At 73.3% G+C, this 22,933-nt stretch carries 28 protein-coding genes and 1 riboswitch; of the genes, 15 read left to right on the top strand and 13 right to left on the bottom strand.

Annotation, left to right across the window (positions count from 1 at the left end; genetic code table 11):
• Positions 1-3: 3 nt before the first annotated feature.
• Positions 4-354, bottom strand: a complete 351-nt coding sequence (locus J2S42_RS01635; protein ID WP_307234464.1) for a hypothetical protein — start codon at positions 352-354, stop codon at positions 4-6.
• Positions 355-401: 47 nt separating this feature from the next.
• Positions 402-959: a TetR/AcrR family transcriptional regulator gene (locus J2S42_RS01630; RefSeq protein WP_307234462.1), complete on the bottom strand. Its 558-nt coding sequence runs from the start codon at positions 957-959 to the stop codon at positions 402-404.
• A 79-nt stretch (positions 960-1,038) separates the two neighbouring features.
• Between J2S42_RS01630 and J2S42_RS01625 the strand changes: the two genes are divergently transcribed.
• Entirely contained in the window at positions 1,039-1,953 is a 915-nt protein-coding gene (locus J2S42_RS01625; RefSeq protein WP_307234460.1) for an alpha/beta fold hydrolase, read from the top strand.
• On the opposite strand, the gene J2S42_RS01620 is transcribed toward J2S42_RS01625, so the two are convergent.
• Complete coding sequence (locus tag J2S42_RS01620; RefSeq protein ID WP_307234458.1) at positions 1,913-2,251, bottom strand: ArsR/SmtB family transcription factor; 339 nt, start codon at positions 2,249-2,251, stop codon at positions 1,913-1,915. The two genes, J2S42_RS01625 and J2S42_RS01620, sit on opposite strands and share 41 nt — an antisense overlap.
• Complete coding sequence (locus J2S42_RS01615) at positions 2,248-2,700, bottom strand: SRPBCC domain-containing protein (RefSeq protein WP_307234457.1); 453 nt, start codon at positions 2,698-2,700, stop codon at positions 2,248-2,250. Before J2S42_RS01615 ends, J2S42_RS01620 begins: the two co-directional genes overlap by 4 nt.
• A 586-nt stretch (positions 2,701-3,286) precedes the next feature.
• Between J2S42_RS01615 and J2S42_RS01610 the strand changes: the two genes are divergently transcribed.
• The 3 genes from J2S42_RS01610 to J2S42_RS01600 all read left to right on the top strand — a co-directional run bounded on the left by J2S42_RS01610 (position 3,287) and on the right by J2S42_RS01600 (position 6,564).
• Positions 3,287-4,324 (top strand): tyrosine-type recombinase/integrase, encoded by a 1,038-nt coding sequence (locus J2S42_RS01610; RefSeq protein ID WP_307234454.1) that lies wholly within the window; start codon positions 3,287-3,289, stop codon positions 4,322-4,324.
• 23 nt (positions 4,325-4,347) lie between these two features.
• Positions 4,348-4,818, top strand: a complete 471-nt coding sequence (locus tag J2S42_RS01605; RefSeq protein WP_307234452.1) for a hypothetical protein — start codon at positions 4,348-4,350, stop codon at positions 4,816-4,818.
• Between the two features lie 63 nt (positions 4,819-4,881).
• Complete coding sequence (locus tag J2S42_RS01600; RefSeq protein ID WP_307234450.1) at positions 4,882-6,564, top strand: endo-1,4-beta-xylanase; 1,683 nt, start codon at positions 4,882-4,884, stop codon at positions 6,562-6,564.
• A gap of 70 nt (positions 6,565-6,634) precedes the next feature.
• On the opposite strand, the gene J2S42_RS01595 is transcribed toward J2S42_RS01600, so the two are convergent.
• On the bottom strand, positions 6,635-7,609 hold the full coding sequence (locus J2S42_RS01595) for a tyrosine-type recombinase/integrase (protein WP_307248585.1): 975 nt from the start codon (positions 7,607-7,609) through the stop codon (positions 6,635-6,637).
• A 142-nt stretch (positions 7,610-7,751) separates the two neighbouring features.
• Here J2S42_RS01595 and J2S42_RS01590 point away from each other — a divergent pair, with 142 nt between their 5' ends.
• A complete protein-coding gene (locus J2S42_RS01590; protein ID WP_307234448.1) occupies positions 7,752-8,252 on the top strand; it encodes a DUF6624 domain-containing protein in 501 nt (166 codons plus the stop codon).
• Here J2S42_RS01590 and J2S42_RS01585 read toward each other — a convergent pair.
• Positions 8,249-9,028, bottom strand: coding sequence for a PP2C family protein-serine/threonine phosphatase (locus J2S42_RS01585; protein ID WP_307234445.1), 780 nt, complete (start codon positions 9,026-9,028; stop codon positions 8,249-8,251). The genes J2S42_RS01590 and J2S42_RS01585 overlap by 4 nt on opposite strands.
• Positions 9,029-9,375: 347 nt before the next feature.
• Positions 9,376-9,990, bottom strand: a complete 615-nt coding sequence (locus J2S42_RS01580; protein ID WP_307234443.1) for a TetR/AcrR family transcriptional regulator — start codon at positions 9,988-9,990, stop codon at positions 9,376-9,378.
• A 49-nt stretch (positions 9,991-10,039) separates the two neighbouring features.
• Here J2S42_RS01580 and J2S42_RS01575 point away from each other — a divergent pair, with 49 nt between their 5' ends.
• Positions 10,040-11,074 (top strand): glycoside hydrolase family 113 protein, encoded by a 1,035-nt coding sequence (locus J2S42_RS01575; RefSeq protein ID WP_307234442.1) that lies wholly within the window; start codon positions 10,040-10,042, stop codon positions 11,072-11,074.
• Here J2S42_RS01575 and J2S42_RS01570 read toward each other — a convergent pair.
• On the bottom strand, positions 11,061-11,390 hold the full coding sequence (locus J2S42_RS01570) for a DUF3140 domain-containing protein (protein WP_307234440.1): 330 nt from the start codon (positions 11,388-11,390) through the stop codon (positions 11,061-11,063). The two genes, J2S42_RS01575 and J2S42_RS01570, sit on opposite strands and share 14 nt — an antisense overlap.
• Positions 11,391-11,473: 83 nt before the next feature.
• On the opposite strand from J2S42_RS01570, the gene J2S42_RS01565 reads away from it, so the two are divergent.
• A complete protein-coding gene (locus J2S42_RS01565) occupies positions 11,474-12,370 on the top strand; it encodes a helix-turn-helix domain-containing protein (protein ID WP_307234438.1) in 897 nt (298 codons plus the stop codon).
• Here the strand turns inward: J2S42_RS01565 and J2S42_RS01560 are convergent.
• Complete coding sequence (locus tag J2S42_RS01560) at positions 12,271-13,197, bottom strand: DMT family transporter (protein ID WP_307234436.1); 927 nt, start codon at positions 13,195-13,197, stop codon at positions 12,271-12,273. The genes J2S42_RS01565 and J2S42_RS01560 overlap by 100 nt on opposite strands.
• A gap of 70 nt (positions 13,198-13,267) precedes the next feature.
• On the opposite strand from J2S42_RS01560, the gene J2S42_RS01555 reads away from it, so the two are divergent.
• The 6 genes from J2S42_RS01555 to J2S42_RS01530 all read left to right on the top strand — a co-directional run bounded on the left by J2S42_RS01555 (position 13,268) and on the right by J2S42_RS01530 (position 17,649).
• On the top strand, positions 13,268-14,185 hold the full coding sequence (locus J2S42_RS01555) for a LysR family transcriptional regulator (RefSeq protein ID WP_307234433.1): 918 nt from the start codon (positions 13,268-13,270) through the stop codon (positions 14,183-14,185).
• Between the two features lie 38 nt (positions 14,186-14,223).
• Positions 14,224-14,994 carry a maleylpyruvate isomerase family mycothiol-dependent enzyme gene (locus J2S42_RS01550; protein WP_307234432.1) on the top strand — a complete coding sequence of 257 codons (771 nt, stop codon included), beginning with the start codon at positions 14,224-14,226 and terminating at the stop codon, positions 14,992-14,994.
• Positions 14,995-15,154: 160 nt separating this feature from the next.
• Positions 15,155-15,238, top strand: a riboswitch (ZMP/ZTP riboswitch).
• 15 nt (positions 15,239-15,253) lie between these two features.
• On the top strand, positions 15,254-16,111 hold the full coding sequence (locus tag J2S42_RS01545) for a bifunctional 5,10-methylenetetrahydrofolate dehydrogenase/5,10-methenyltetrahydrofolate cyclohydrolase (protein ID WP_307234430.1): 858 nt from the start codon (positions 15,254-15,256) through the stop codon (positions 16,109-16,111).
• A gap of 93 nt (positions 16,112-16,204) precedes the next feature.
• Positions 16,205-16,339, top strand: coding sequence for a hypothetical protein (locus J2S42_RS01540; RefSeq protein WP_307234428.1), 135 nt, complete (start codon positions 16,205-16,207; stop codon positions 16,337-16,339).
• A complete protein-coding gene (locus J2S42_RS01535) occupies positions 16,324-16,845 on the top strand; it encodes a nucleotidyl transferase AbiEii/AbiGii toxin family protein (RefSeq protein WP_307248583.1) in 522 nt (173 codons plus the stop codon). Before J2S42_RS01540 ends, J2S42_RS01535 begins: the two co-directional genes overlap by 16 nt.
• A gap of 12 nt (positions 16,846-16,857) precedes the next feature.
• Positions 16,858-17,649 (top strand): GNAT family N-acetyltransferase, encoded by a 792-nt coding sequence (locus J2S42_RS01530; protein WP_307234426.1) that lies wholly within the window; start codon positions 16,858-16,860, stop codon positions 17,647-17,649.
• 4 nt (positions 17,650-17,653) lie between these two features.
• Here J2S42_RS01530 and J2S42_RS01525 read toward each other — a convergent pair whose 3' ends face one another.
• Positions 17,654-18,838 carry an MFS transporter gene (locus tag J2S42_RS01525; RefSeq protein ID WP_307234424.1) on the bottom strand — a complete coding sequence of 395 codons (1,185 nt, stop codon included), beginning with the start codon at positions 18,836-18,838 and terminating at the stop codon, positions 17,654-17,656.
• Between the two features lie 66 nt (positions 18,839-18,904).
• Between J2S42_RS01525 and J2S42_RS01520 the strand changes: the two genes are divergently transcribed.
• Positions 18,905-20,056: a helix-turn-helix domain-containing protein gene (locus tag J2S42_RS01520; RefSeq protein ID WP_307234422.1), complete on the top strand. Its 1,152-nt coding sequence runs from the start codon at positions 18,905-18,907 to the stop codon at positions 20,054-20,056.
• Positions 20,057-20,212: 156 nt separating this feature from the next.
• Here J2S42_RS01520 and J2S42_RS01515 read toward each other — a convergent pair whose 3' ends face one another.
• Both J2S42_RS01515 and J2S42_RS01510 read right to left on the bottom strand, forming a co-directional pair.
• Entirely contained in the window at positions 20,213-21,019 is an 807-nt protein-coding gene (locus J2S42_RS01515) for a nitroreductase/quinone reductase family protein (protein ID WP_307234421.1), read from the bottom strand.
• Between the two features lie 177 nt (positions 21,020-21,196).
• Positions 21,197-21,595, bottom strand: coding sequence for an NUDIX hydrolase (locus J2S42_RS01510; protein ID WP_307234419.1), 399 nt, complete (start codon positions 21,593-21,595; stop codon positions 21,197-21,199).
• Between the two features lie 128 nt (positions 21,596-21,723).
• Between J2S42_RS01510 and J2S42_RS01505 the strand changes: the two genes are divergently transcribed.
• Positions 21,724-22,137, top strand: coding sequence for a DUF6924 domain-containing protein (locus J2S42_RS01505; RefSeq protein ID WP_307234418.1), 414 nt, complete (start codon positions 21,724-21,726; stop codon positions 22,135-22,137).
• On the opposite strand, the gene J2S42_RS01500 is transcribed toward J2S42_RS01505, so the two are convergent.
• The gene (locus J2S42_RS01500) at positions 22,119-22,919 is read right to left on the bottom strand and encodes an alpha/beta fold hydrolase (protein ID WP_307234416.1); all 801 of its coding nucleotides are present in this window, start codon (positions 22,917-22,919) and stop codon (positions 22,119-22,121) included. The genes J2S42_RS01505 and J2S42_RS01500 overlap by 19 nt on opposite strands.
• Positions 22,920-22,933 lie beyond the last annotated feature (14 nt).

Here is a 22,933-nt window from a genome sequence, read left to right as displayed (position 1 = left end):
GGATCAGGCCGCGGCGGGCCAGGCCAGCTGCGGGAAACGCAGCTGCCACGCCGAGCGCACACCACGCGGCAGGTGCAGGTCGGACCAGACCGCGCGCAGCAGCCGCGCGCTCAGCAGCGACCGCAGCTCCTCGTGCCGGACCGCCTCACGCAGCACGATCTCGTACGCCCGGCCGCGCGACCACGGATCGTCCAGGTCGAAGCGCCGCTGGTCGACGGCCTGCCACACCATCCGGTGCGGCAGCTCGACCACCCCGCGCTCGGGACCGGCCAGCTCGTCCAGCGCGTCCACCACGAGCGCGCCACGGCCCGGCCGGGCACGGCCGGGGGAGCGCAGCGGGGTGACGGTCGCCATGCGGTCATGGTAACCCCCGCCCGGACCTGCGAAGAAGCCGCCAAGTCTCAGAACAGCTCGTCCAGGTGCGCGTCGATCGCGGCGAGCGCGTCCGCGGGCGCGAGGAAACCCAGCAGCAGGGGAGCGCGCAGACCGTCGACCAGCGCCAGCAGCCGGGTCGCCGCGACCGGCGGATGACCGAACCCGGCCAGGTGACCGGCGAAGAACTCCCGCGCGCCCCGATCCCCGGCGCGCAGCGCGGCCGCCACCTGCGGATCACCCGCGGCCACGCCCAGGAACGCCAGCGCCACCCGGGCATCCGCCCGGCCCGGGTCGGAGAACGGCAGCATCTCGACGACCAGCGTGCGCGCCGCCTCCCGCGGGCCGTCGCCGGGGGAGACCGCGGCCAGCACGCGCGCCCGGAACCGCTCGTTGATCCGGTTCAGCGCGAACAGCACCATCTCCTCCCGGGTGGCGAAACACCGCTGCACCGCGCCGAGCGACACGCCCGCGGCGGCCGCGGTCTCCCGCATCGTCGCGGCGGCCAGGCCACGGTTCTCGACCAGTCGCAGCAGCGCGTCGGCGATCTCCGCACGACGGGCGTCCAGATCCACGGTCCGCGGCACGCCCACCACCCCCTTACCGATACAAGTGTATTGACACCACCTATACGATACAGGTGTATCGAACGAGGGGAGCAACACCATGACCACCGTGCAGTACGCCCACAACGGCGACGTCCGCATCGCCTACGAACGATTCGGCGAGACCGGCGACCCACTGCTGATCATCGGCGGCCACGGACGACCCTCCACCTGGATCCCGGACGACTTCTGCCACCTCCTCGCCGACACCGGCTTCTCCGTCGTCCGGTTCGACCACCGCGACAGCGGCCTCTCCACCCACTTCGACGAGCACGAAGCGGCCGGCTACCTCACCACCGTCCTGCGCACCACCCGCCGCCCGCCGTACCCGGTCACCGCCTTCGCCGACGACGCCGCCGCCGTCCTCGACGCCAACGACTGGCCCTCCGCACACCTCGTCGGCGGCTCCATGGGCATCGGCGTCTCACTGCTGCTCGCCGCCCGCGCACCCGACCGCGTCCGCAGCATGACCATGCTCACCGGCGGCTACATGCACGGACACCGCATCCTGCGCTACACCCGGTTCCAGGCCATCCGGCCACTGCTCGGCCGGCGCTACGGACCCGGCGCCGAAGGGGAGGCCGAGATGACCGTGGCCGTCATGCGCGCGCTCGCCTCACCGCACGCGCTCGATCGTTTCGACGACGAGTTCGCCCGCGACATCGGCCGCCGCAGCTACGCCCGCCGCCCGCACTCCCAGGCCGCCGACCGCCGCCAGATCGCCGCCGGCCGCACCGGCGAACCGTGGCCGTTCGACGCGCTGCCCGACGTACCCATCCAGATCATCAACGGCCTCGACGACCCGATGATCCGCGCCACCGGCGGCCTCGACCTGGCCCGCCGCCTGCGCGCCCCGATCAGGTTCTACCCCGGCATGGGCCACGACCTGCCGAAACATCTGTGGGACACGCTGGCGGCGGACATCCGCGCACTCGCTAACCGTCGGAGCGCTCCAGCGACTCGGCCAGCCGCTTGATCCGCGCCAGCCGCCGGTCCCAGGCCGCACCGACCTCGGACAACTGCGCCACCGCACGCGCCAGCCGCACCTCGTCCACCCGGAACTGACGCTCCCGGCCGGCGGTCGCACCGTGCACCAGACCCACCCGGTCCAGCACCACCAGGTGCTTCGCGACCGCCTGCCGCGTCACCGGCAACCGCTCCGCCAGCCCGGTCGCGGTGGCCGCACCGTCACCGGCCAGCAGCAGATCCAGCATCCGCCGCCGGATCGGATCACCGATCGCCGACCACAGCTCGTCGTCGACCGCGGTGGTCACGGCAGTTTCGCCGCGGCGATCGGCAGGCGGGGGAGGAACAGGTCCCAGCCGCGCACGTGATCCGCGTGCGCGGCTGCCACGGTCGCGGCGTCCCAGCCACGCTCCCGGAAACCGGACTCGGTCATCCGCAGCAGCGTGCCGCCGTCGACCGGCTCCAGCTCGAACACCACCAGGTAGGAGTTGCCCGGCGCGGCCGTGACGCCGTCGGCGTGGTTCCACCGGAAGGAGAACGTGCGCGGGCGCACGACATCGACGACGGTGAAACGCTCACGCTTGCCCCCGGCGGCCGGGTCGCCGAAGCTGATCCAGCCGTCGCCGCCGGGCCGGCCGGGGAAGTCGGCCTCGTCGGGCCACCATTCCCGCAGGTGTGCGGGGTTGCTGAGCACCTCGAAGACGTTCTCCGGGCTCGCCTCGATGTGCATCTGCCGTTCGATCGTGCCGTGTTCCATGGTCGCCGCCTTTCGCAACGTTCGGTTGCGCTTCACGGTAGCCGGGTGGCAGGGAACGCGCAACCAAATGTTGCTTCTCGACTCCCCCGCTAAGGTTCGATAATGCACATTATGTCAACTAGTGCGCCCTGGGCGGGCGGAGCGCTCCCCGAAAGCGGCCGGAAACCCCGAGGACCCAAAACCAGAAGATCATTCAACGGTACGGGTGGCGGCGCCCCGCCGGCGCGGTAGCGCGACGGGTGGGCGCCGCGGCGAAGCGCACGTGCCGGACGGGAGGTCTTCGTACTACGACGAACGCGCGCCGGGACTGTGGCAACCGTTCATGTTCCAGGACGAGCGCGGCATCGGGACGCGGCGGGACTGAGGCGGCGACGCCGGCAGCCGGACGAGCGCAGTGATGATCACGGGCCGTCCTCTGCCCCGCCCGGCGGGGCCCGGCCATCCGCGCCCGTCGCGGGATGCCGGTGTGCGTGCCGCCGTAATCCGGCCTCCGTGCCGCCGGTCTCAAAGCTCGTGGTGACCGTGTCCGGCCGTATCCTTGAAGGATTTTCTGGCTTTTAAGGTTTTTTGCTGCATAATATTCCTTATGCAGCACATACCGGACGTAACGGGTGAAAGTGACGAAAAGCTCATCGTGCTGATCGACGAGTTCCTGGCGGCGCGGGCGATCCGGAAGCCGTCGGCGCACACGCTCGCTGCCTACCGGCGTGATCTGACCTCGATCGCCCGGCTGCTCGCCGACGGTGACCTGACTCCCGGTGGTGCCGCTCCCCTCCCCCTGGCCACGCTGCCGATCTCGGCCGTCACCGCGCGGTCGCTGCGCGCCGCGTTCGCCCACTTCGCCGCGCCCCGCGCCGCCGCGTCGGTGTACCGGGCCTGGTCGACGTGGAACAGTTTCTTCGCGTTCCTGGTCGCGGACGGGCGGGTGCCGGGCAACCCGATGTCCGCGGTGGACAAGCCGCGGGTGCCGACGCCCACGCCGAAGCCGTTGCGTGGCGAGGAGACCCCGGAGAAGCTGCTGGAGGCGGTCGCCGAGGCATCGGACGGCCGGCAGCGGCACCCGTGGCCGGAGCGCGACCTGGTCGTGCTGGCGCTGGCGTTGTGTGCCGGCCTGCGTCTGGCCGAGCTGCTGGACCTGCGCGTCGGTTCGGTCGTCGGCCGGGACGGTGAGCGCCGGGTGGAGGTGCTCGGCAAGGGCGGGCGCCCGCGGTCGGTGCCGATCGAGCCGGAGCTGGACGCGCTGATCGAGCGCTACCTGGAGTCCCGGCGTCACCGTTTCGGCGCGCGTACGGTGTCGCGGGAGTCGGCGCTGCTGGTCGACCGGTTCTCCGCTCCCCTGCGCCGCGGCGGCCTGCAGTATCTGGTGGAGTCCTGCTACCGCCGGGCCGGGATCGTCGACCGGGTCCCGGCCGGTGCGCAGCTGCACGCGCTGCGGCACACGTTCGCGACCCGGCTGGCCGAGGACGGTGCCAGCGCGTCCGAGATCATGCGTTTGCTCGGCCACGCCACGCTGACCACGAGCCAGAACTACATCGACGTGACCGCCGGCCAGCAACGCGCCGCGATCAAGGCGAACCGGACGAATCGCGCGCTCGCCCGCCTGGCCGTCGGTGATGCGGGGTAGACGGGCAGTGCACACTTGTCCGTGTGAGTCATGACCCGGAGCCGCAGGATCCGTTCGGGGACACTGCGCGCCTCTCCCCCGGCGCGTCCCCGTGGCGTGAGCCCGACCCGACGAAGCACGATCTGGCGCCCTACGGTCCGCCGCCGGCCGCACCGGTGCCGGTGCCGGTGCCGGCTCCGCCGGTGTTTCAGCAGGTGCAGCCGTACTATCCGGCGTACGCGCCGCCCGCGCGGCCGTTGAAGTCGACCGGAGCGGCGGTGATGCTGGAGCTGTTCCTGGGGTTGTTCGGGCTGTTCGGCGTGGGCGCGCTCTATGCGGGCCGGGCCGGGCTGGGTGTGACGCTGATGGTCAGCTACTGGCTGCTGTTCTGGGTGAACGTGGCGTTGGCGTTGGTACTGATCGGTTTCGTCACGGGACCGCTGACCTGGCTCTTCTACATGATCATGTCGCCGGTGCTGGCGGCGCGCGCGGTCGACCAGCACAACGCTCACTGAGCGCTCCGTCGCTGCCGGCCGGTACTGTCGGGCGGCCCTTCATCGCCGATTCCAAGAGGACCCGTGCCGAACCTCTCCCGTGCCTGCCTGACCCTGTTCGTCTCCGTGCTGTGTCTGCTCGCCTCCGCGTGCAGTCCCGCTCGGTCCGGTGGCCGGGCGGACCTGCTCGCCGGGGACTGGAGTCACGTGCCGGGCGCGACCGCCGGGTCCGGCGGTGTGCGTATCCATGGCCTGGGACGGCAGATCGTGCTGCAGGACGGTACGGGCGGGCAGCCCCATCCGCCGGTGAACCTGCGCGGCCCCCAGCTTCAGGTTCGCGGCGACTTTCGGGTCAGTGCGACGGTGCACCGTCCGGCCGGCCAGACCGCGTCGCTGTACCTGTACGGCGAGGTGCCGATCGTCTACGACGAGTGGCGGCAGATGCGGCGAGGCCTGCGAATCACGGTCTCGGAACGCGCGCTGAGCCTGGCCGTCTGGGACGGCGGTTCCGCCGCACCGGCCGTGGATCGCACCGCGCCGGTCACCGCGCCCGCCACGGTTACCGTCACGGTCGAACGTGACGCCGGCGATCTGGTGCTGTCCGCCGGCGACACCCGCGTGTCCGTCCCGGATCCGGGAGTGTTCGACGCCGGTTCCGTCATGTTCGGGGTGGACGCCGTGCCCGGCGAGCCGGATTGGACCCTGGCAGCGCTGGAGGCGACGGCGCGCGACGGCGGCGGTGTCGCGGTCCGCGACACCCGGACGGCGCGCGAGCCGGCCCCGCCATCGGACTCCTTGCGTGGTCTGGCGGAGGACGCCGGCCGCCCGCTGCCGATCGGGGCCGCGATGGCGGCCGAACCACTGGCCGGCGACGACGGCTACCGTGCCCTCGCCGCCACCCAGTTCTCGATGCTCACCACCGAGAACGCCCTCAAGCCGCAGTTCGTGCACCCGGGGCCGGACACGTACGATTTCACGGAGGGTGACCTGCTGGTCGACTTCGCGGCTGCCAACCGCATGCGTGTGCACGGGCACACCCTGGTCTTCGGCGAGGCCAACCCGCGCTGGATGCAGCAGGTCGCCGTCGCGGACCGGGAACGCGTCATGACCGACCATGTCCGGACCGTCGCCGGTCACTACCGTGGCCGGGTCGCGGAGTGGGACGTCGTCAACGAGCCATTGTCGCCGGACGACGACGGGCCCGACGGCGGTCCCGGTCTGCGCGAGCACCTGTGGCAGGAAGCGATGGGCGAGTCGTACATCGACAAGGCGTTCACCGCCGCCCGCGCCGCCGACCCCGAGGCGAAGCTGTACCTCAACGAGTTCGGCGCCGAGGCCGACGGCCCCCGCTGGGACGCCTTGTACGCCCTGGTCGCCCGCCTCAAGGAGCGTGGAGTGCCGGTCGACGGCGTCGGCTTCCAGAGCCACATCCACGAAGCCGGTGACCACATCGACCCCGCGCAGCTCCGGTCCCACATCGCCGACCTGGCCGAACTCGGCCTGTCCGCGCGCATCTCCGAGATCGACGTGTACGGCGAATCGCCGGACGTCCAGGCCACCCAGTTCGCCGGCGTGCTCGGTGCCTGCCTGTCCGAGCCGACCTGCACCTCGTTCAGCACCTGGGGCATCACCGATCGCTACGGCTCCACCGCCGAACACGACAGCTATCCACTCGAACCCGGCGACGAACTGCCGTGGGACCAGCTACTACGCGAGAAGCCCGCGGTCGCCGCCCTGCGGGACACCCTACGAGCCGCCGGCCGGTGATGACCGCCGGCGGGTGCGCGGGCAGGCTCGGTGGTCCGGCACCGCGGCGGCCTTCCGTACGTGCTGCGGGTCAGCCGCGGCGGCGGGCGCGGGCGGCCCAGATGGCGTAGGCCGGGTCGCGGTCGAGGTTGTGGCGGTCGCGGTCGTAGCGGCGGGTGGTGCGTGGGTCGGCGTGGCCCATCGCGTCCTGGACGTCCTCCAGCGGTACGCCCTCGGCGCGCGCCGTGGTCGCGAACGCGTGCCGCAGCGAGTGCGGGGACAGCTGTTGCCAGGCGGGGATGCCGGCTTCCCGGGCGAGCTGCCGGACCAGGCGGAATACGGCGTGCCGGTCGAGTCGTCCGCCGCGGGCGGTGACCAGCAGCGGGCCGGCGAGGTCGGCGACCGCGACGCCGGCGGCGGTGGCGCGGGCGTGCAGGTAGGCGTCGACGGCGGCGGACGTTCCCGGGGTGAGGGCTCGTCGTCTGGCTTTGCCGCCCTTGCCGGTGAAGCGGATCGCGCGGTGGCCGCGTTCGTAGCCGAGGTCGGTGACGTCGAGGCCGCAGAGTTCGCCGACGCGCAGGCCGAGGTCGGCGAGGAGTGCGATGACCGCGCGGGTGCGGTCGGCGGTCGGTCCGGTGGCGGCGTCGGCGGCGGCGAGGAGCGCGTCGACCTCGGCCGGGGTGAGGCCGACGGTGCCGGAGTGGTCCCGGTCGACGTGCGGGCGGTCGGCGCCGGAGACCGGGTTGCCGGGGACGGCGTCGAGGCGGTGCAGGAAGTCGTACCAGCTGGACATGGCGGACAGTTTGCGGGCGACGGTGGTCGCGGCGAGCGTGGTCTCCAGCTCCCGTGCGTAGGCGTTGACGTGCAGGAACGTGGCCGCCAGCGGAGACAGACCTCGTCCGTCGCACCAGGCGAGCCAGCTGGTGATGTCGCGCTTGTAGGCCGCGCGGGTGTGCGCGGACAGCCGCCGGTTGGCCAGCCACGCGTCGGTGAAGTCGGCCGCGCCACCGGCGGTCTCGATCGCGCGGCGGGCGGCGGGGATGACGGTGCCGATCTCCACGATCAGAAACCATGCCACGGTACGGCCGGGAGCGCCCGCCTGGGGCGGTGTGTCCCGTGCTGTTCCTCAACTCTATCGGTCGCCGGTGGCGGTTTCCCTCGGACCGTAGGCCGATTTTTTGCCGCTCGGGGGCGCCTACGGTGGCCTGGTGACGGACACCGCTTTGCAGTCGGAGTTGATCGAGATGGGCCGCGTCGACCTGGAGGTCACGACGGCGGCCCTCGACCAGGAGGATCATGAGGCGCAGCTGGCATGGCGGCGGGTGACCGCGGCCCACGCGGAGCGGCTCGCGGAGATTCTGGAGGGGCACGGCTGGCCCGGCGACGACCTGGTAGGGCGGGACGCGTCCCAGGCCGCGTGGAAGGTGGCGCAGCACGCCGACCACCGGCTGGACGTGCAGCGGCTGGCGCTGGCCCTGCTGTCCGAGGCGGTGGCGGAAGGCCGTGCGGCGTCCCGTGACCTGGCGTTCCTGACCGACCGGGTGCGCATCAACGAGGGGCGCCGGCAGGTGTACGGCACGCAGATCGCCGGGGTCCGCGACGGCCGTCCGGTGCCGTGGCCGATGGAGGAGCCGGAGCGGATGGAGGAGTTGCGCGCCGCCGCCGGCATCGAGTCGTTCGCGGCGCAGACCGGCGTCCCGGCTGCCTAGCCGACGCGCAGCAGGGCGGCCGTGGCATTGTCCTGGCCGCCCGCCGCGAGCGAGTCGTCGATCAGCCCGCGGGCCGCGTCGCCGAGGGCCTTGCGCAGCTGCTCGTCGATCCTCTTGTAGCCGACCTGTTCGGCGATCCCGTCGGTGCAGACGAGGTAGGTGTCGCCGGGCCGCAGCGTGACCGCGATCAGGTCCGCTTCCGGCTCGTCCGGGTGCCCGGCGTAGCGGTGCAGCTGGTAGCGGGCCGCGTGCGCCTGTGGTGAGTCGTGCGGGTACCAGCCGTTGACCGCGCCGAGCCAGGCGGCGGTGTGGTCGGTGGTGAGCAGTTCGAGGAGGTTGCCGCGGCGGCGGTAGACACGCGAGTCCCCGAGCTGGACGATCCAGGCGAGGTCGCCCGGTCCGGGGACGAGCGCGGTCAGCGTGCAGCCGGTGAGCTGCCCGCCGAGCCGCCGCCCGGCCTCGCGCACGTCCCGCTGCACCGCCGCGACGGCTTCCCGCAGCGTCTCCGCGCCCACCGGCGATTGCCGCATTGCCTGCGGGCGCTGCGCCTCCGGCGGCTGCCGCACCGCCGCGGTGAACGTCGCCATCGCGGTCCGCCCGGCGGTGGCACTCCCCTCGCCCGCCCCCATCCCGTCCGCGACGGCGACGACGTCGTCCCCGATGTGCAGCACGTCGAAGTTCGCCGGGTAGCGGTTGCCCACGCAGGTCCCACCGGCGACACGGAGCCGCAGCGCCGGGTGCGGCAGGGCGCGCTCGGCCATGATCGTGGTGGTCACCCATCCAGCCTGCCCGACGACCGCAACACGCATCACGGGTGGGGCGTTCAGCATTCCAGTTGACCGGCCATCAGGCGGTCAGGTGACACAGGCGGGCGAGGGCAGATCACCGCCGGATGCGGTCGTGGCCGACGGGATCCGCAGCGCGCCGTGCCGCCCGGCCCGGGGCCCAGGCCGTGGCTCGGCATGGGCCGGGCCGCGGCCTGGGAAGCGCCCCAGCCGCCGCGACCCGGGAGGAGCCCAGCTGCCACGATCCGGCGACTCGTCGGGCGAGCCCGCCCACCGATAGCGCAGCTGGCCGGGCCTCGGACGCGTTCACCCGCTACCGCGCGGCTCGCCCCCGTCGCTCACCGGGAGACCGCGCGCCCCGGCAAACCCGCACCGCGGCCCCGGACCAGCGGCAAAAAGATCTCGTCGACGATCTCGACGAGGACGTCGTCGGGTACGGACGGGATGCCGCGGACGGCGTATTCGCCGCGGAGCAGCATCATCGGCAGGGACGCGACGCGGGGGTGGACGGCGGTGGGTGCGGCTTCGCCGCGGGCGACAGCCTGGCTGAGCAGGGTGAGCCAGGCGGCGTTCATCGGGCCGGCGCCGGCCTGGTCGCGCAGCAGTTCCAGCAGTCCGGGCTCGTCGGCGGCCGCGGCCAGCAGGTCGCGGAGGATCGCCCCGTGCGGTGACGACCACGTGGCGTTGGCCGCGCGGAGCAGTTCCAGCGCGTCGCCGCGGAGGCTGCCGGTGTCCGGGGCAGCGGTGCGGGTCACGGCGAGGTGCTTGTAGGCCGCGACGCCGAGCGCCGCCCGGTGCGGCCAGCGCCGGTAGATGGCGTTCTTGTTCGTCCCGGCGCGGCGGGCGACCCGGTCCATGGTCATCCCCGCGTACCCGCCCGCGCGCAGTTCCTCCGCGGCGGCGCGCAGGATCGCGGTCTCCAGTTCCGTCCCCCGCCGCCGCCCTTCCGCCACGCCGCGAATTCTACTACGGTACGCCGCGTACCCTATTTGGAGTTTCGGCATGCGCGCCTGGGGCGTCACCTACGACACCGGTTTCACCAATTGCGGCACCACCACCCACGAGCCGTTCGACGCCGGCGTCGTCGCGGCGGAGATGCGGATCATCCGCGACGACCTGCACGCGGACGCCGTCCGGATCACCGGCGGCGTCGCGGACCGGCTGGAGGTCGCCGCCCGCGCCGCGGCCGCGGCCGGGCTGGAGGTCTGGTACTGCCCGTTCACCAACGACCTCACCACCGATGAGCTGCTGGAGTTCCTCGCCGACGCGGCCCGGCGCGCGGAGCGGATCCGGGCTGCGGGCGCGGACGTGCGGTTCCTCACCGGCTCGGAGATCAGCCTGATGACGATCGGGCTGATGCCCGGCGCGACGCTGACCGAGCGCGCCGCGGCCTACGCCGACCCGGCTCGGCTCCGCGCGCTGCTGCCCGCGGTGCAGCGCGACACCAACGCCCTGCTGGCGGCCGCGGCGGCCGAGGGGCGGAAGCACTTCAACGGCCCGGTAGGGTACGCATCGCTCCCTATGGAGGCGGTCGACTGGGCACCGTTCGACATCATCGCGACCGACGCGGGCTATCGCGACGCGACCAACGCCGGCGCACTGCCGGCGAGCCTGGCCGCGCTGACCGCGCACGGCAAGCCGGTCGCGATCACCGAGTTCGGCTGTGCCGCGTTCACCGGCGCGGCGGATCTGGGCAGCCGGTCCGACATCGTCGCCTACGACCCGCACACCGCACGGCCGGTCGCGCTCACCGCGCAGGTGACCCGCGACGAGGCCGAGCAGGCCCGCTACCTGCGGGAGCTGCTGGACGTCTTCGACGCCGGGGGTGTGGACACCGCGTTCGTGCAGACGTTCGCGGCCCGGCACCTGCCCGCCGGCGACGACCCGGCGCGCGACTTCGACCGCGCCGCCTTCGGGATCGTCGCGGTGGGGCGCACCGGTACGGCGTACCCCGGCATGCCCTGGACGCCGAAGGCGGCCTTTCACGCCCTCGCCGAGTACGGCCGCGCCCGGAAGGAGGCGGCTACTTCTTCTTGAGCGGGTCGTGGCCCCAGTTCATCAGCGAGTGCCGCCACCGGGTGTCGGTGACGTCGCCGGACGGCTTCTGCGCCAGGTGCCGGTGGACGTAGCCGATCACCTTGCGCATGTGCGCCTCGTCCGCGTCGGTCAGGTCCGCCTTCTTCGTGTGCAGGATCTTGACGATCTTCCGGCCGCTGTCGTGGCCGACGGACTCGCTGCCGGGGCCGGACTTCTGCCCGACCTCCTTGGCCTCGTCCGTGCCCAGCCACTTCTCCAGTTCCGAGGCGGTCATGTTCACCGCGTCCGTGAACTCCGTGTACGTGTCACCAGCCATGCCCCGGACGTACCCGCAGGTCAGGCTCGTAATCAAGAATGGGCTTTGACTCTCCACCCACTGGAAGCCGCAGGCTGATCCCCGTGACCGACGAGCTCTACACGATCGGGCAACTGGCCCGGCGGACCGGGCTGCCGGTGCGCACCATCCGGTTCTGGTCGGACAGCGATCTGCTGCCGCCGACCGGGCGGTCCGCCGGTGGCTACCGGCTCTACGACGCCGCTGCGGTGGCGCGGCTGGAGCTGGTGCGCACGCTGCGTGAGCTGGGCCTCGGCCTGGACGTGGTGCAGCAGGTGCTGGCCCGGCAGCGGACCGTCGCGGACGTGGCGGCCGCGCACGTGCGGGCGCTGGACGCGGAGATCCAGCTGCTGCGCGTGCGGCGCGCGGTGCTCGCGTCGGTCGCGGCCAGGAACGGTACGGCGGAGGAGATGAGACTGATGCACAAGCTGGCACAGCTGTCTGCGCGGGAGCGGCAGGAACTGATCGACGAGTACGTGGACGCCACGTTCGGCGGCGTGCACCCGGAGAGCCCGGGCTACGGCATCGCCGCGGGCATGCGGCAGCTGAGCCTGCCGGACGATCCGACGCCCGCGCAGGTCGACGCGTGGGTGGAGCTGGCCGAGCTGGTCAGCGACCCGGACTTCCGGGCCCGCACCCGCGAGATGGCGCTGGCCGGGGCGGGCGCGCAGGAGCGGCTGACCGCGGCGTACGACTTCACCGCGGTGCAGGAGAAGGCCGGTGGCGCGCTCGCCGACGGCGTGCCGCCGGAGTCCGCACGCGGGCGGCAGATCGCCCGGGAGATCGTCGGTGACCTCGCCCCGCAGGCCCGCCGCGAGCTCGCGGACGAGATGGCGATGTTCGCGGACGTGCGGGTGGAGCGCTACTGGGCGCTGCTCGGCACGATCAACGGCTGGGAGCCGTTCACGCCCAAGGTCCCGGCGTTCCTCTGGCTGATCGACGCGCTGCGCGCCGGGAGCTGAAGGATCACCACCGCGGCCAGGATCGCGGCGCCGCCGGCCAGCTGCGCCGCGGTCAGGCGCTCACCGAACACCAGCGCGGTCGACACGACCGTGATCGCCGGCTCCAGGCCGCACAGGATCGCGGCCGTGGACGCCCCGATCAGGCGTACGCCGGCGAACATCGCGGCGATCGGCAGCACCGTGCCGATCACCGCGATGACCGCCACCCACCCCCACGCGGACACGGCGCCGGGGGCGTGCAGACCCCCGGTCACCGCGCCGCCCACCCCCAGGCTGACCGCGGCCGACGTGCACACGATCGCGGTCAGCGCGAAGACGTCCAGATCGGCCGGCAGCGTCTCCGACACGGTCAGGTAGACCGCGTACGTACCGGCCGCGGTCAGCGCGAGCAGCACACCCAGGCCGCCGTCGAACCCGGCGCCGAGCAGCATGATCAGCCCGCCGCCGGAGACGGCCAGCGCGAGCACGCGGCGCCGGTCCGCGCGCGCCCGCCGCAACACCACACCCAGGATCAAGGTCAGCGCCGGGTACGTGTAGAGCAGCAGCGCGGCCAGCGACGCGTCGATCATCGACACCGCGCCGAAGTACGCCGCACCCTGCAGCGCGTAGCCGACCGCGCCGAGCCCGACGCACAGCGCGAGCGTGCGCGCGGGCATGCGGACCGGGCGGCGGCGGATCGCCACGATCGCCCACAGCAGCAGCGCGGCCAGCGCGAACCGGGCCGTCAGCATCGTCGTCACGGACAGCCCACCGGCGTACGCCTGCTTCGCGAACAGCGGCGCCAACCCGAACCCGGCCGCCGCGACCAGGCACCACACGAATCCCACGACGTCGACGGTAAGCACCGGCGATCTAGAGAGGTAGCCTTGGTTTCCTTGACCACCCGAAGGAAAAACCTTGGTCACTTTGCATCAGCTCCGGTGTTTCCTGGCCACCGTCGAGCACGGCTCGTTCACCGCCGCCGCGGCCGCGCTCGGCTACGCCCAGCCGTCGCTGTCCGAGCAGGTCCGGCTGCTGGAGCAGGGCATCGACGCGCGCCTGTTCCGGCGGGCCGGGCGCGGCCTGACCCCGACCGAGGCCGCGCACGCGCTGGTGCCGCACGCCACCGCCGCACTCGCCGCGGTCGACGCCGGCACCCGCGCGGTCGCCGGGGTCCGGGAGGTCCTTACCGGCACGGTCCGGTTCGGCGTGTTCGGCACCGCCCGGCTCTACCTCGGCGCCGGCCTGGTCTCGGACGTGCTGGCACGGCACCCCGGCATCCGGCTCGAGCTGGCCGGTTTGAACTCCGCGCAGATCGCCGCCCAGCTGCGCCGCGGCACGCTGGAGGCGGCCGTGATCGCGCTGTCCGGCTCGTCCACGCAGGGGCTCGCGGTCACCCCGGTCATGCGCGACGAACTCGTCTACGTCAGCGCCGACCCGGACCGCCTCAACCAGGCGGTCACGCCCGCCCGGCTGGCCGCCGCCCCGCTGGTCCTGCCGGACGTCAGCTTCCGCGACGACGACTCGACCCGCCGCATGCTCGCCCGCGACCTCCAGGCGCACGGCCACCAGCTGACCACCCGGGTCGAGGTCGAGGACCCGGAGACCGCGCTGGAGATCGCCGCCCGCGGCCTCGCCGACACCGTCACCTGGCGCGGGGTGCTGCACACCCACCGTCTCCCGGACGGCCTCGGCTGGACCACGCTGCGTCCCCGCCGCTACGAGACGTTCGCGATCGCGCACCGCCCCGACGCCGTGCTGTCCCCCGCGGTCCGCGCGGTCGCGGCCTTGGTCACCAGCCGTATGCGCGACCTGGACGCCGCCGTCCGACGCTGATGTGGCACCAACCGTCCGCCCGCCGGTACGTTTTCCGGATGAGCACGGAGTTGGGCCTCGACTACGCCGGACACCTGTCCGCCCTGCGCGGCGCCGTCGGCCGCCTCGTCGATCTGGTCGCCGACGCCGACCCGGCCACCCCGGTCCCCGCCTGCCCCGGCTGGGACCTCGGCGCCCTCTCCGGCCACATCGGCGCCACCCACCGCTGGGCCGAGGCCATGGTCGCCTCCGGCATGCCGCGCCGCCTGCCGTTCGACGCGTTCGCCGCCGAGGTCCCGCACGACGCCGCCGACCTGACCGTCTGGCTCCTCGTCGGCGCACAGCGCCTGCTCGCCACCCTCGAGTCCACCGACCCCGACCGCCCGGTCTGGACGTTCGGCCACGACCGCCGCGCCGCCGGCTGGCCCCGCCGCATGCTCCACGAGGCCGTCGTCCACGGCCTCGACGCCGCCGAAGCCCTGCGCCAGCCCACCCGCATCGACGCCACCGTCGCCCGCGACGGCATCGAGGAATTCCTCGGCGCCATGCTGCACCACCCCACCATCCAGCGCCGCCTCCTGCCCGACGGCGCCACCCCGCTGACCGGCACCCTCGTCCTCGCCGCCGCCGACACCGGCGAGATCTGGCGCGTCGACCTGGGCACCCCCACCCCCGGCTGGCGCCGCGTCACCAGCACCGCCGACGGCGACGCCGTCGTCCTCGGCGGCCTGGCCGAGCTCTACCTCTTCCTCTGGCACCGCGTCCCGCCCCCGACCGTGATGGGCTCCCCGGACCTGGTCGCGCAGTGGTCACGGGCGACAACCCTGTAGAAGCCGTATGACCCGCTTCCGGCGTGGTCACGTCGCGGTGCTCCCGCGGGCTCCGGTGACGTCGTGGTCACCACGACCCGGCCGCACCTCGGCCTACCCGCCGGAAGCGGGAAATCGCCGTGGTTGATTGGCGTCCCGCCGTGCTCATGGTGCATATTGGGACGCGACAAGCGACTGGCGGCACGGGGATGGCAGCGACCATCGGGGAGCTCGTCGTGGGACGTCGACCGCCTGGGCGCCCACGGTTGCAGGAGTTCTCATGTCTGCCCGACTTCTCCCTGGTAAGCCCGTCGCCGACGCCGTTCTGGAGGACGTCACCGCCCGCGTCGCCGCGCTGAAGGCCAAGGGCGTCACGCCCGCGCTGGCCACGATCCTGGTCGGTGACGACGACGCGAGCGCCGGGTACATCCGGATCAAGCAGAAGCAGGCCGGTGAGCTGGGGTTCGTCTCGCCGCACGCGCACCTGCCCGGCGACGTCACGCAGGCGGAGCTGGAGCGGGTCATCCGCGGCTTCAACGACGACAAGGACGTGCACGGGCTGCTCGTGCAGTACCCGATCCCGGGCCACCTCGACTACGACCGGGCGCTGCAGGTCATGGACCCGGACATGGACGTCGACGGCCTGCACCCGCTGAACATGGGGCGGCTCGCGCTCGGCCTGCCCGGTCCGCTGCCGTGCACCCCGGCCGGGATCGAGGCGCTGCTCGCCCACTACGACATCCCGGTCGCCGGTCGTGAGGTCGTCATCCTCGGCCGTGGCGCCACGCTGGGCCGTCCGCTCGCCATGCTGCTGGCGCAGAAGCGACCGACCGCGAACGCGGCCGTGACCGTGGTGCACACCGGTGTCGCCGACTGGCCGCGGTACACGCAGCGTGCGGACGTGCTGATCGCCGCGGCGGGCGTGCCCGGGATCATCCAGCCGGAGCACGTGAAGCCGGGCGCGGTCGTGGTCGGCGGTGGCGTGCGCTACGAGGGCCGCCGGATCCTGCCGGACGTCGACGAGTCCTGCGCCGAGGTCGCCGGCGCGATCACCCCGCGGGTCGGCGGCGTCGGCCCGACCACGGTCGCGATGCTGTTCCGCAACGCGGTCGCGGCCGCGGAACGCGCCACCGCCTGAGCCGGCCCCCGTCTCGCACCGCCCGGGAGCACCCGCTGCTCCCGGGCGGCTTTTCCGGTTGCGGCCCGTGCGAAGGTTTCTCGTATGCACGGCATGACACGACATTTCGAGGTGCATCTGACCGCCGGCGCCGGTTACCGCCGGCGCGTGTCCGAGGCCGCGGAACGCGAGGGGATGAAGTTCAGCGACATCGTCCTCGACCGCGGCCGCAGCTGCGCCGGTTCCTGACCGAGGCGGCACCCGCGCCGGGCCGGGTCCGGTCGGAGATCATCTGGGCGTACGACGACGCGCCCGGCTGGCGGCTGGTCTGCCCGGTCCCGGTCGACGGCGCACCGGACACGTCCGTGCAGATCGACGTGGTCTTCGGCGAGGAGATGCTGATGGACCCGGAACCGCTGGTCATCGCGCCGGGCACGGTGGTGCTCGCGGCACCGCCCGCGCTCGCGCTCGGCTGGAAGCTGCGGTGGCTGGAGTCGGACACGTACCCGCAGGGCGAGGACCTCTACGACGCGGTCCTGCTCGCCGAGCACACCACGGTCGACCCGGCCCTGGTCCGTGACCTGCTGCGCCCGGAGATCATGCACGAGGCGGACCGGTTCGGCCCGGACTCGGTCGAGCGCTGGGCCGTCGACTGGGCCAACTTCCGCCTGGAGTACCCGCACGTCACCGGCGACGACAGCGCATGGAAACGACGCCTGATCACGGCGCTGCGCCGCTCGTACGACATGGACTAGCATCTGTCGGTCGTGAGCCTGATCGAGCTGCACGAGGCCGCCGGGTGCGCGCCGGTGACGTGGGGGCCGGACCGGACCCGGGACTGGTGGCGGGCGTGGACCGCGTCGGCGCGGGGGTCCGGCGCGGAGTTCCGGGTGCTGGCCCGGGACGCCACCGGCGGCTGCGTGGCACTGTGGCTGATCGACGCGAACCCGCCGGTGGTCTACCTCGGCGCGGACGGCGAGGCGGCAGTGCTCGCATCCGATGTGGACGACTATGCGGCGCTGCTCGCCTCCGGGGTGACGCCCGCCGTGGCCGCGGCGCAGGCCGGACTGCCCGGCGTGCGGGCGGCGCAGGCGAGGTACCCGGAGTTCCCGGCGCTCGCCTGGCAGCCGGAGCCGGTGGCCGCGATCCGGCTGGCCACCGCCGACGACGCCGAGGACCTCACCGACCTGATCACCACCTCCATGGGGTACGCCGTGGCCGCGCACGACGTGGCGGAGCGGCTGCGGGGGTTGCCGGAGGACGGGAACGTGGTCTACGTGGCCGTCACCGACCGGGTGGCCGGGTGGGTGCACGTGATGATCACGCACGGCCTGATCGCCGGCACCCGGGCGGAGCTGGGCGGGCTCGCGGTCGCGCAGCCGGGGTCCGGGTCCGGTAGCGCGCTGCTGGCCGCCGCGGAACGCTGGGCGGTGCGGCACGGCGTGACCAGCATGTACATCCGGTCCGGCACGGAACGCACCGAGGCGCACGGGTTCTACGCGCGACGCGGCTACACCGTGCGCAAGACCCAGCTCGCGCTGACGAAGACGCTGGCCTGAGCCCTCAGTGCGCCGGCACCGGCTGCGGGACCGGGGTGCGCAGGCCCGCGGCGACCAGCAGCGTGACCGTGACGGACAGGACCGCCATCACCGTCATCCCGGCCGCGGCCGAGCCGGTGATCTCCGCGGCCGCACCGGCGAGCGCGGCGCCGACCGCCTGCATGCCCATCATCAGGGACGAGTGCAGGCCGAGCGCCTGGCCCCGCAGGTCGTCCGGGGTCAGCGCGATCAGTCGTTCCTGCAGCACCAGCGTGCCGGAGTAACCGACCGACGCGACCGCGGTCAGCATCGCCGCGAGCCACAGCGGCAGACCGGCCGCGAACAGCAGGTACGGCACCGCGAGCAGCAACCGCAGGACCGCACCGGCCCGTTCCCGCCACGCGCGCGGCAGGAACCGGCCGGCCAGCACGTCACCGGTGAGCATGCCGAGCGCGGCCGCGGCCAGCAGGATCCCGGCGTGGGTCGGCGCGTACGGCACGAACAGCGCCTCGCAGCCGACGATCAGGCCGTTCGGCACGCAGAGCGCGACCAGTACGTACCGGCGGGGTGCCGACGACAGCAGGCGCGCGTTCGCCCGCCAGGTCGCGGCCACCGACGGCCGCCCGGACGCGCGCGGGGGCCGGGAGCGCAGGCCGAGCAGCGCGGTCACGGCGCCGAGCAGCTGGCATCCGGACGCCAGCGCCAGCACACCGTGCGGCGGGAACACCGCGAGCAGCGCGCCACCGGCCGTGAACCCGAGGATCTGCACAGAACCGACCGACATGTTGAGCACCGAGCGGCCCAGCAGGTAGCCGTCCGCCGGTATCACCTGGGTGAGCAGGCCGAGCCGGACGCCACCGGCGACGGACGCGACCAGGCCCATCACGCCGAGCAGCGCGAACACGGCCGGCAGCGGCAGGCCGGGGATCGCGAGCAGCGCCAGGCAGGACGCGGACAGCGCGGCGCAGGTGGCCAGCGCGGCCCTCGGCGGCACCCGGTCCGCGACCGACAGCAGCAGCGTGGCGCCGAGCAGCTGCGCCGCGGCCGGGCCGAACATGCTGATCGCGCTGAGCAGCGGGGATCCGGTCCCGGCGAAGACGATCGTGGCGAGCGCGAGACCGCCGATCGTGGACGCGGACGCGCCGGCGCAGACGACCACGAACAACGGCGGGAACTCGGGCGTGCGGAACAGCGCACCGTACGTATGCATGATCGGCAGTCTGCGAACGCGGGTGCGGCGGGCGTTAATCTTTCGCGGGGAGGCGAAAGCAACGCGATGACGTGGTGGCAGATCGACACCGAGACGCTGGCCGGTGCCCGCTTCGTGATCTCCCCGGTGGCGGAGGCGACCGGCGCGCTGCTCCGGCTGCACAAACGCGACGGCGACCGTGCTTTCGTGGACGCGCACGGTCCCGCGTACCGTCGCTGGATCGCGCGCCGGCCCGACGTGAAACTGGTGCTCGCGGCGTCGCTGCGGCCGGGCTGGCTGGCCGATTTCCTCGCGCCGCCGCAAGCGGTGACGGAACGCCCGATCGACGAGGAGATCGACCGGATCCGGCGGACCCCGGACGCGTACGCGCATGCCGACATCGCCCGTGCGCTCACGCTCACCGGCGGCCCGCCCGCGCCGGAGGTGCTCGGCACGCTGTCCCCCGGCCCGCTCATCGCGGAACTGCTGGAATGGGTGTGGGAGACGATCATCGCGCCGGACTGGCCGCGCCGCCGCCGGATCCTGGAGGCGGACATGGTGGCCCGCACCCGGCAGCTCACCCAGGGCGGCTGGGTGGCCGCGCTCGCCGACCTGAAGGCGGACATGCGCTGGCTCGGCAACGGCCGCCTGCAGATCAACGCGGCCCGCTACCCGCCCCGCGAGGTCTCCGGCGCGCTGCTGTTCGTGCCGATCTCGGTCGGCCGCGGCTGGGTCGCCGGCGACGAACGCGACCGAGGCTGCCAGGCGATCATCTATCCGGCGTCCGCGCCGCTGGCCCAGACCGGCCCGTCCCGCCCCGCCCCGGACGCGCTCGCCCGCCTGCTCGGCCCGGTCCGCGCCCGGCTCCTCGTGCTGCTCGACCCACCGAAGTCGACCACGCAGCTGGTCGCGCTGACCGGCCTCGCCCTCGGCAGCATCGGCCGCCACCTCGCCGTCCTGCTCGACGCCGGCCTGGTCCTCCGGCGCCGCGCCGGCCGCTCCGTCCTCTACTCCCTGACCGCCGCCGGCCGCACTCTGATCACCGCCGCCCGCCCGGCTGACGATCCCGATCTTCGCGCCGGAGCCGTTCGTCAGGCGACCACGCGGTCGGCGGTGAGCTTGCGGGCCGCGCCGGCGAGCAGGGCGCGCAGCCGGGCCGCGGGCGGCGTGGCGCCCGGGTCGGCGGCGGCCTCAGCAGCCGCCACAGCCGAACCCCTGCCCGAGCCCGGCGACGACTGACCGAGGTCCGGGGTGTCCTGATCAGCCACCCACGCAACCGGCAGGGAGGAGCGCCGGCGACGACCGGTGCCCGCGGGAGCATGCGGACACCGGCCACGCCGGAAGCGGGAAGAAAGGGTTGCGGATCTTGCTCCTCGCCTCCGGCGTGGGGTGTGGTCAGAGGACCGGGACGAGCATCTCCTCCTCGTAGCGCAGGTGCGCCTCCAGTTCGTCGATCAGGCGCTCGACCTGGGGCAGCGGGTTGTCGGTGCGGACCGCGGCCTCGAGTTCGTCGATCAGCGTGGCGATCGTGCGGTGTTCGGCGCTGAGGCGTTCGATGACCGGGGCCAGCTCGGGTGCGTTGGCGAGCACGGCCGGGAAGATGCCGCCGTCCTCGCCGCGGTGGTGGATGTGCAGGCCGCCGCAGACGGACAGGCAGTTGATGCGCAGTTGCGCGCCGAGTGCCGGGCCGGCGGCGGCGACCTCGTAGCGGACCCGGGCCAGCTCGCGGCGGAACGAGTCGTGGATCGCCTTGAGCGTCTCACCGAACGAGTTACCGACCCGGGGCGGGCCCTGGGACGCGTTGCGCAGCGCGACCACCGGCAGCACGCGCTTCGTGTTGCGCTGGTAGTCGCCGTAGCCGGGCTGGGCCTCGACGATCCGGGCGAAGAGCCGGTCACGCTCCGCGCCGGTGATCACCTCGGCGACGGCCGGGTAGGTGAAGATGCCGTCCTCGACCGTGACCTTCGGGTCGGCCAGGATGTTGTGGTACCACGCCGGGTGCCGGTCGGCACCGCCCGCTGAGCCGATCACCAGCAGGCGGAACTCGTCGTCCGGCAGGTAGCCGAGCGGGGTGGTGTGCGGGCGCCCGGTGCGGGCGCCCGTCGTGGTGAGCAGCAGCAGCCGGGCGTCGCCGAAGAGCGCGATCCGGCCCCGGTTGGCCCGGAACTCCTCGATGTTGCGGCTGTTGAAGTCGTTGGACACGCGCGCTGTATCCCCTGTCTGTTTCGCGGCGCTCGGAAAAGGAGGCGAGAAAGGTGCAGACAGGGAGGAGGCGGGCCGCGGGCCCGCCGAGGGATCACGCGCCGGCCGGGCGCCCGATCCGGTAGTGGCCCAAGGCCGACCCGGCAGTCACGGTTGGTGACTGTAGCGGCGTGCCGGTCAGCTCAGCAACCCCTTTTCCCGAAGGTGGTCGAAGATGATCCGGTCGACCGGGGAGGTGCGGTCCCGGTCGGCGTAGGTCAGCCAGACCACCTCGGCGATCTCCGCGGCCGGGGTCAGCTCGCCGGTGTAGTCCGCGGTGTAGCAGGTCATCCGGACCAGGACGTCGTCGCCGTGGCCGTGCGCGCGGGCCTCGAACACACCGGCCGGGGCCGCGGTCGCCGGGTCGACGGTCACGGTCAGCTCCTCGGCGATCTCCCGGGTCAGCGTGTCCAGGTCGGACTCGCCCGGCTCGCGCTTGCCGCCCGGGAAGTAGAAGACGTCCTTGCCGTGCGAGCGGGTGGAGAGGATCCGGCCGTCCTCGATCCGGAGCCAGGCCACCTTGTCGATGATGCGCATGCGCCGACATTCTGCCCGGCGAACCCGAAAGGGTGTGGCGCGGCGTGCGGTCCGCCGGAGGGTGTGCAGCTCACCGCGTTGTAGTCTGGCGCCCGCACGGCACCTGACCCGATTCACCCGAGGAAACGATGACCCTCCCGATCCCCCCGGACGCGCAAGGCCTGCTGATCCGCACCGATTTCACGGACGACGCGGCCTGGGAAACGTTCCGCAAGACGCTGCAGCGTCACCTGGACGACTACCGCGCGACGATGATGTTCCTCGACGACCGCGCGCACGACGGCCTCACGCCCGGTGGCCTGGTCCGGCTGGCCGAGGGCGACGAGGACCTGGCGATCGCGTTCCTGGTCGACGGCGAGGCACTGCGCGACCCGGAGTACCCGGTGATCGCGGTCGACCTGTCCGACGAGCCCGGCCGCGCGTTCCGGGTGATCGCGGACGAGGTCTTCAGCGTGCAGACGAACCTGGACCTGGCCACCACGGACTTCGCCGACTTCGCCCGCACGGCCGGCCGCGGCGGTGTCTACCGCGGCGGCGCCTGAGCGCGCAGGAAGCCGGACAGCGCCGCGCGCCACGCGTCGGCGCTGTCCAGGTGCACGTCGTGGCCCGCGCCCGGGATGCGGACCGATCGCACGTACGGGTGACGTTCCATCCGGGCCACCTCGTCCGCGGGCAGCACGCCGTGCTCGCCGGTGACGAGCAGCGTCGGGCAGGTGACCGCGTCGAACTCGTCCCAGCGCGGGCCGACCGCGGCGGCCAGCGTGGCGGTCATGACCTCCGGGTCGAACGCGGGACGCAGGCCCTCCGGCCCCCGGCGCAGCCCGGCGGCCCACGCCGCACCGACCGGCCCGCCGCCGAGGAACTCCGCCGCGGTCGCGCGGTCCGGGAACAGGGCCGGCCCGGACGCCAGCCAGGCACGGATGTCCCGGACCGTGGCGTCGTCCGGTCCGCCGGGGCCGGCCTCGGCAAGAACGAGAGCGGACACCAGCGACGGGTACGCGGCCGCGGTGAGCAGCGCCGGGTGGCCGCCGAGTGACTGGCCGATCAGCACGGCCGGGCCGATGTGCGCCAGCGCGGCCGCGGTGTCGGCGACGTGGGCGGCGCGGGACACGTCGGCCGGGTGTCTCTCGGCGTCGCCGTGGCCGCAGGGCTCCAGCACGTATCCGTGATGGGTGTCGGTGGTCCACGCTGCGGTGGCTGACCACTCGGGTGCGGTGCCGCACAGGCCCGGGATCATCAGCACCGGCTGCCCGGCACCGCCGAGATCGCGCAACGTGGCCGGGGTCATCCGGGCCTCCGCGCCTTCGCTGGCTTCGGCGTCCACCCTTATTCGCTCAT

It is taken from the genome of Catenuloplanes indicus (assembly GCF_030813715.1).
Taxonomy (GTDB): domain Bacteria; phylum Actinomycetota; class Actinomycetes; order Mycobacteriales; family Micromonosporaceae; genus Catenuloplanes; species Catenuloplanes indicus.
This window is presented reverse-complemented; position numbering and strand designations above follow the sequence as displayed.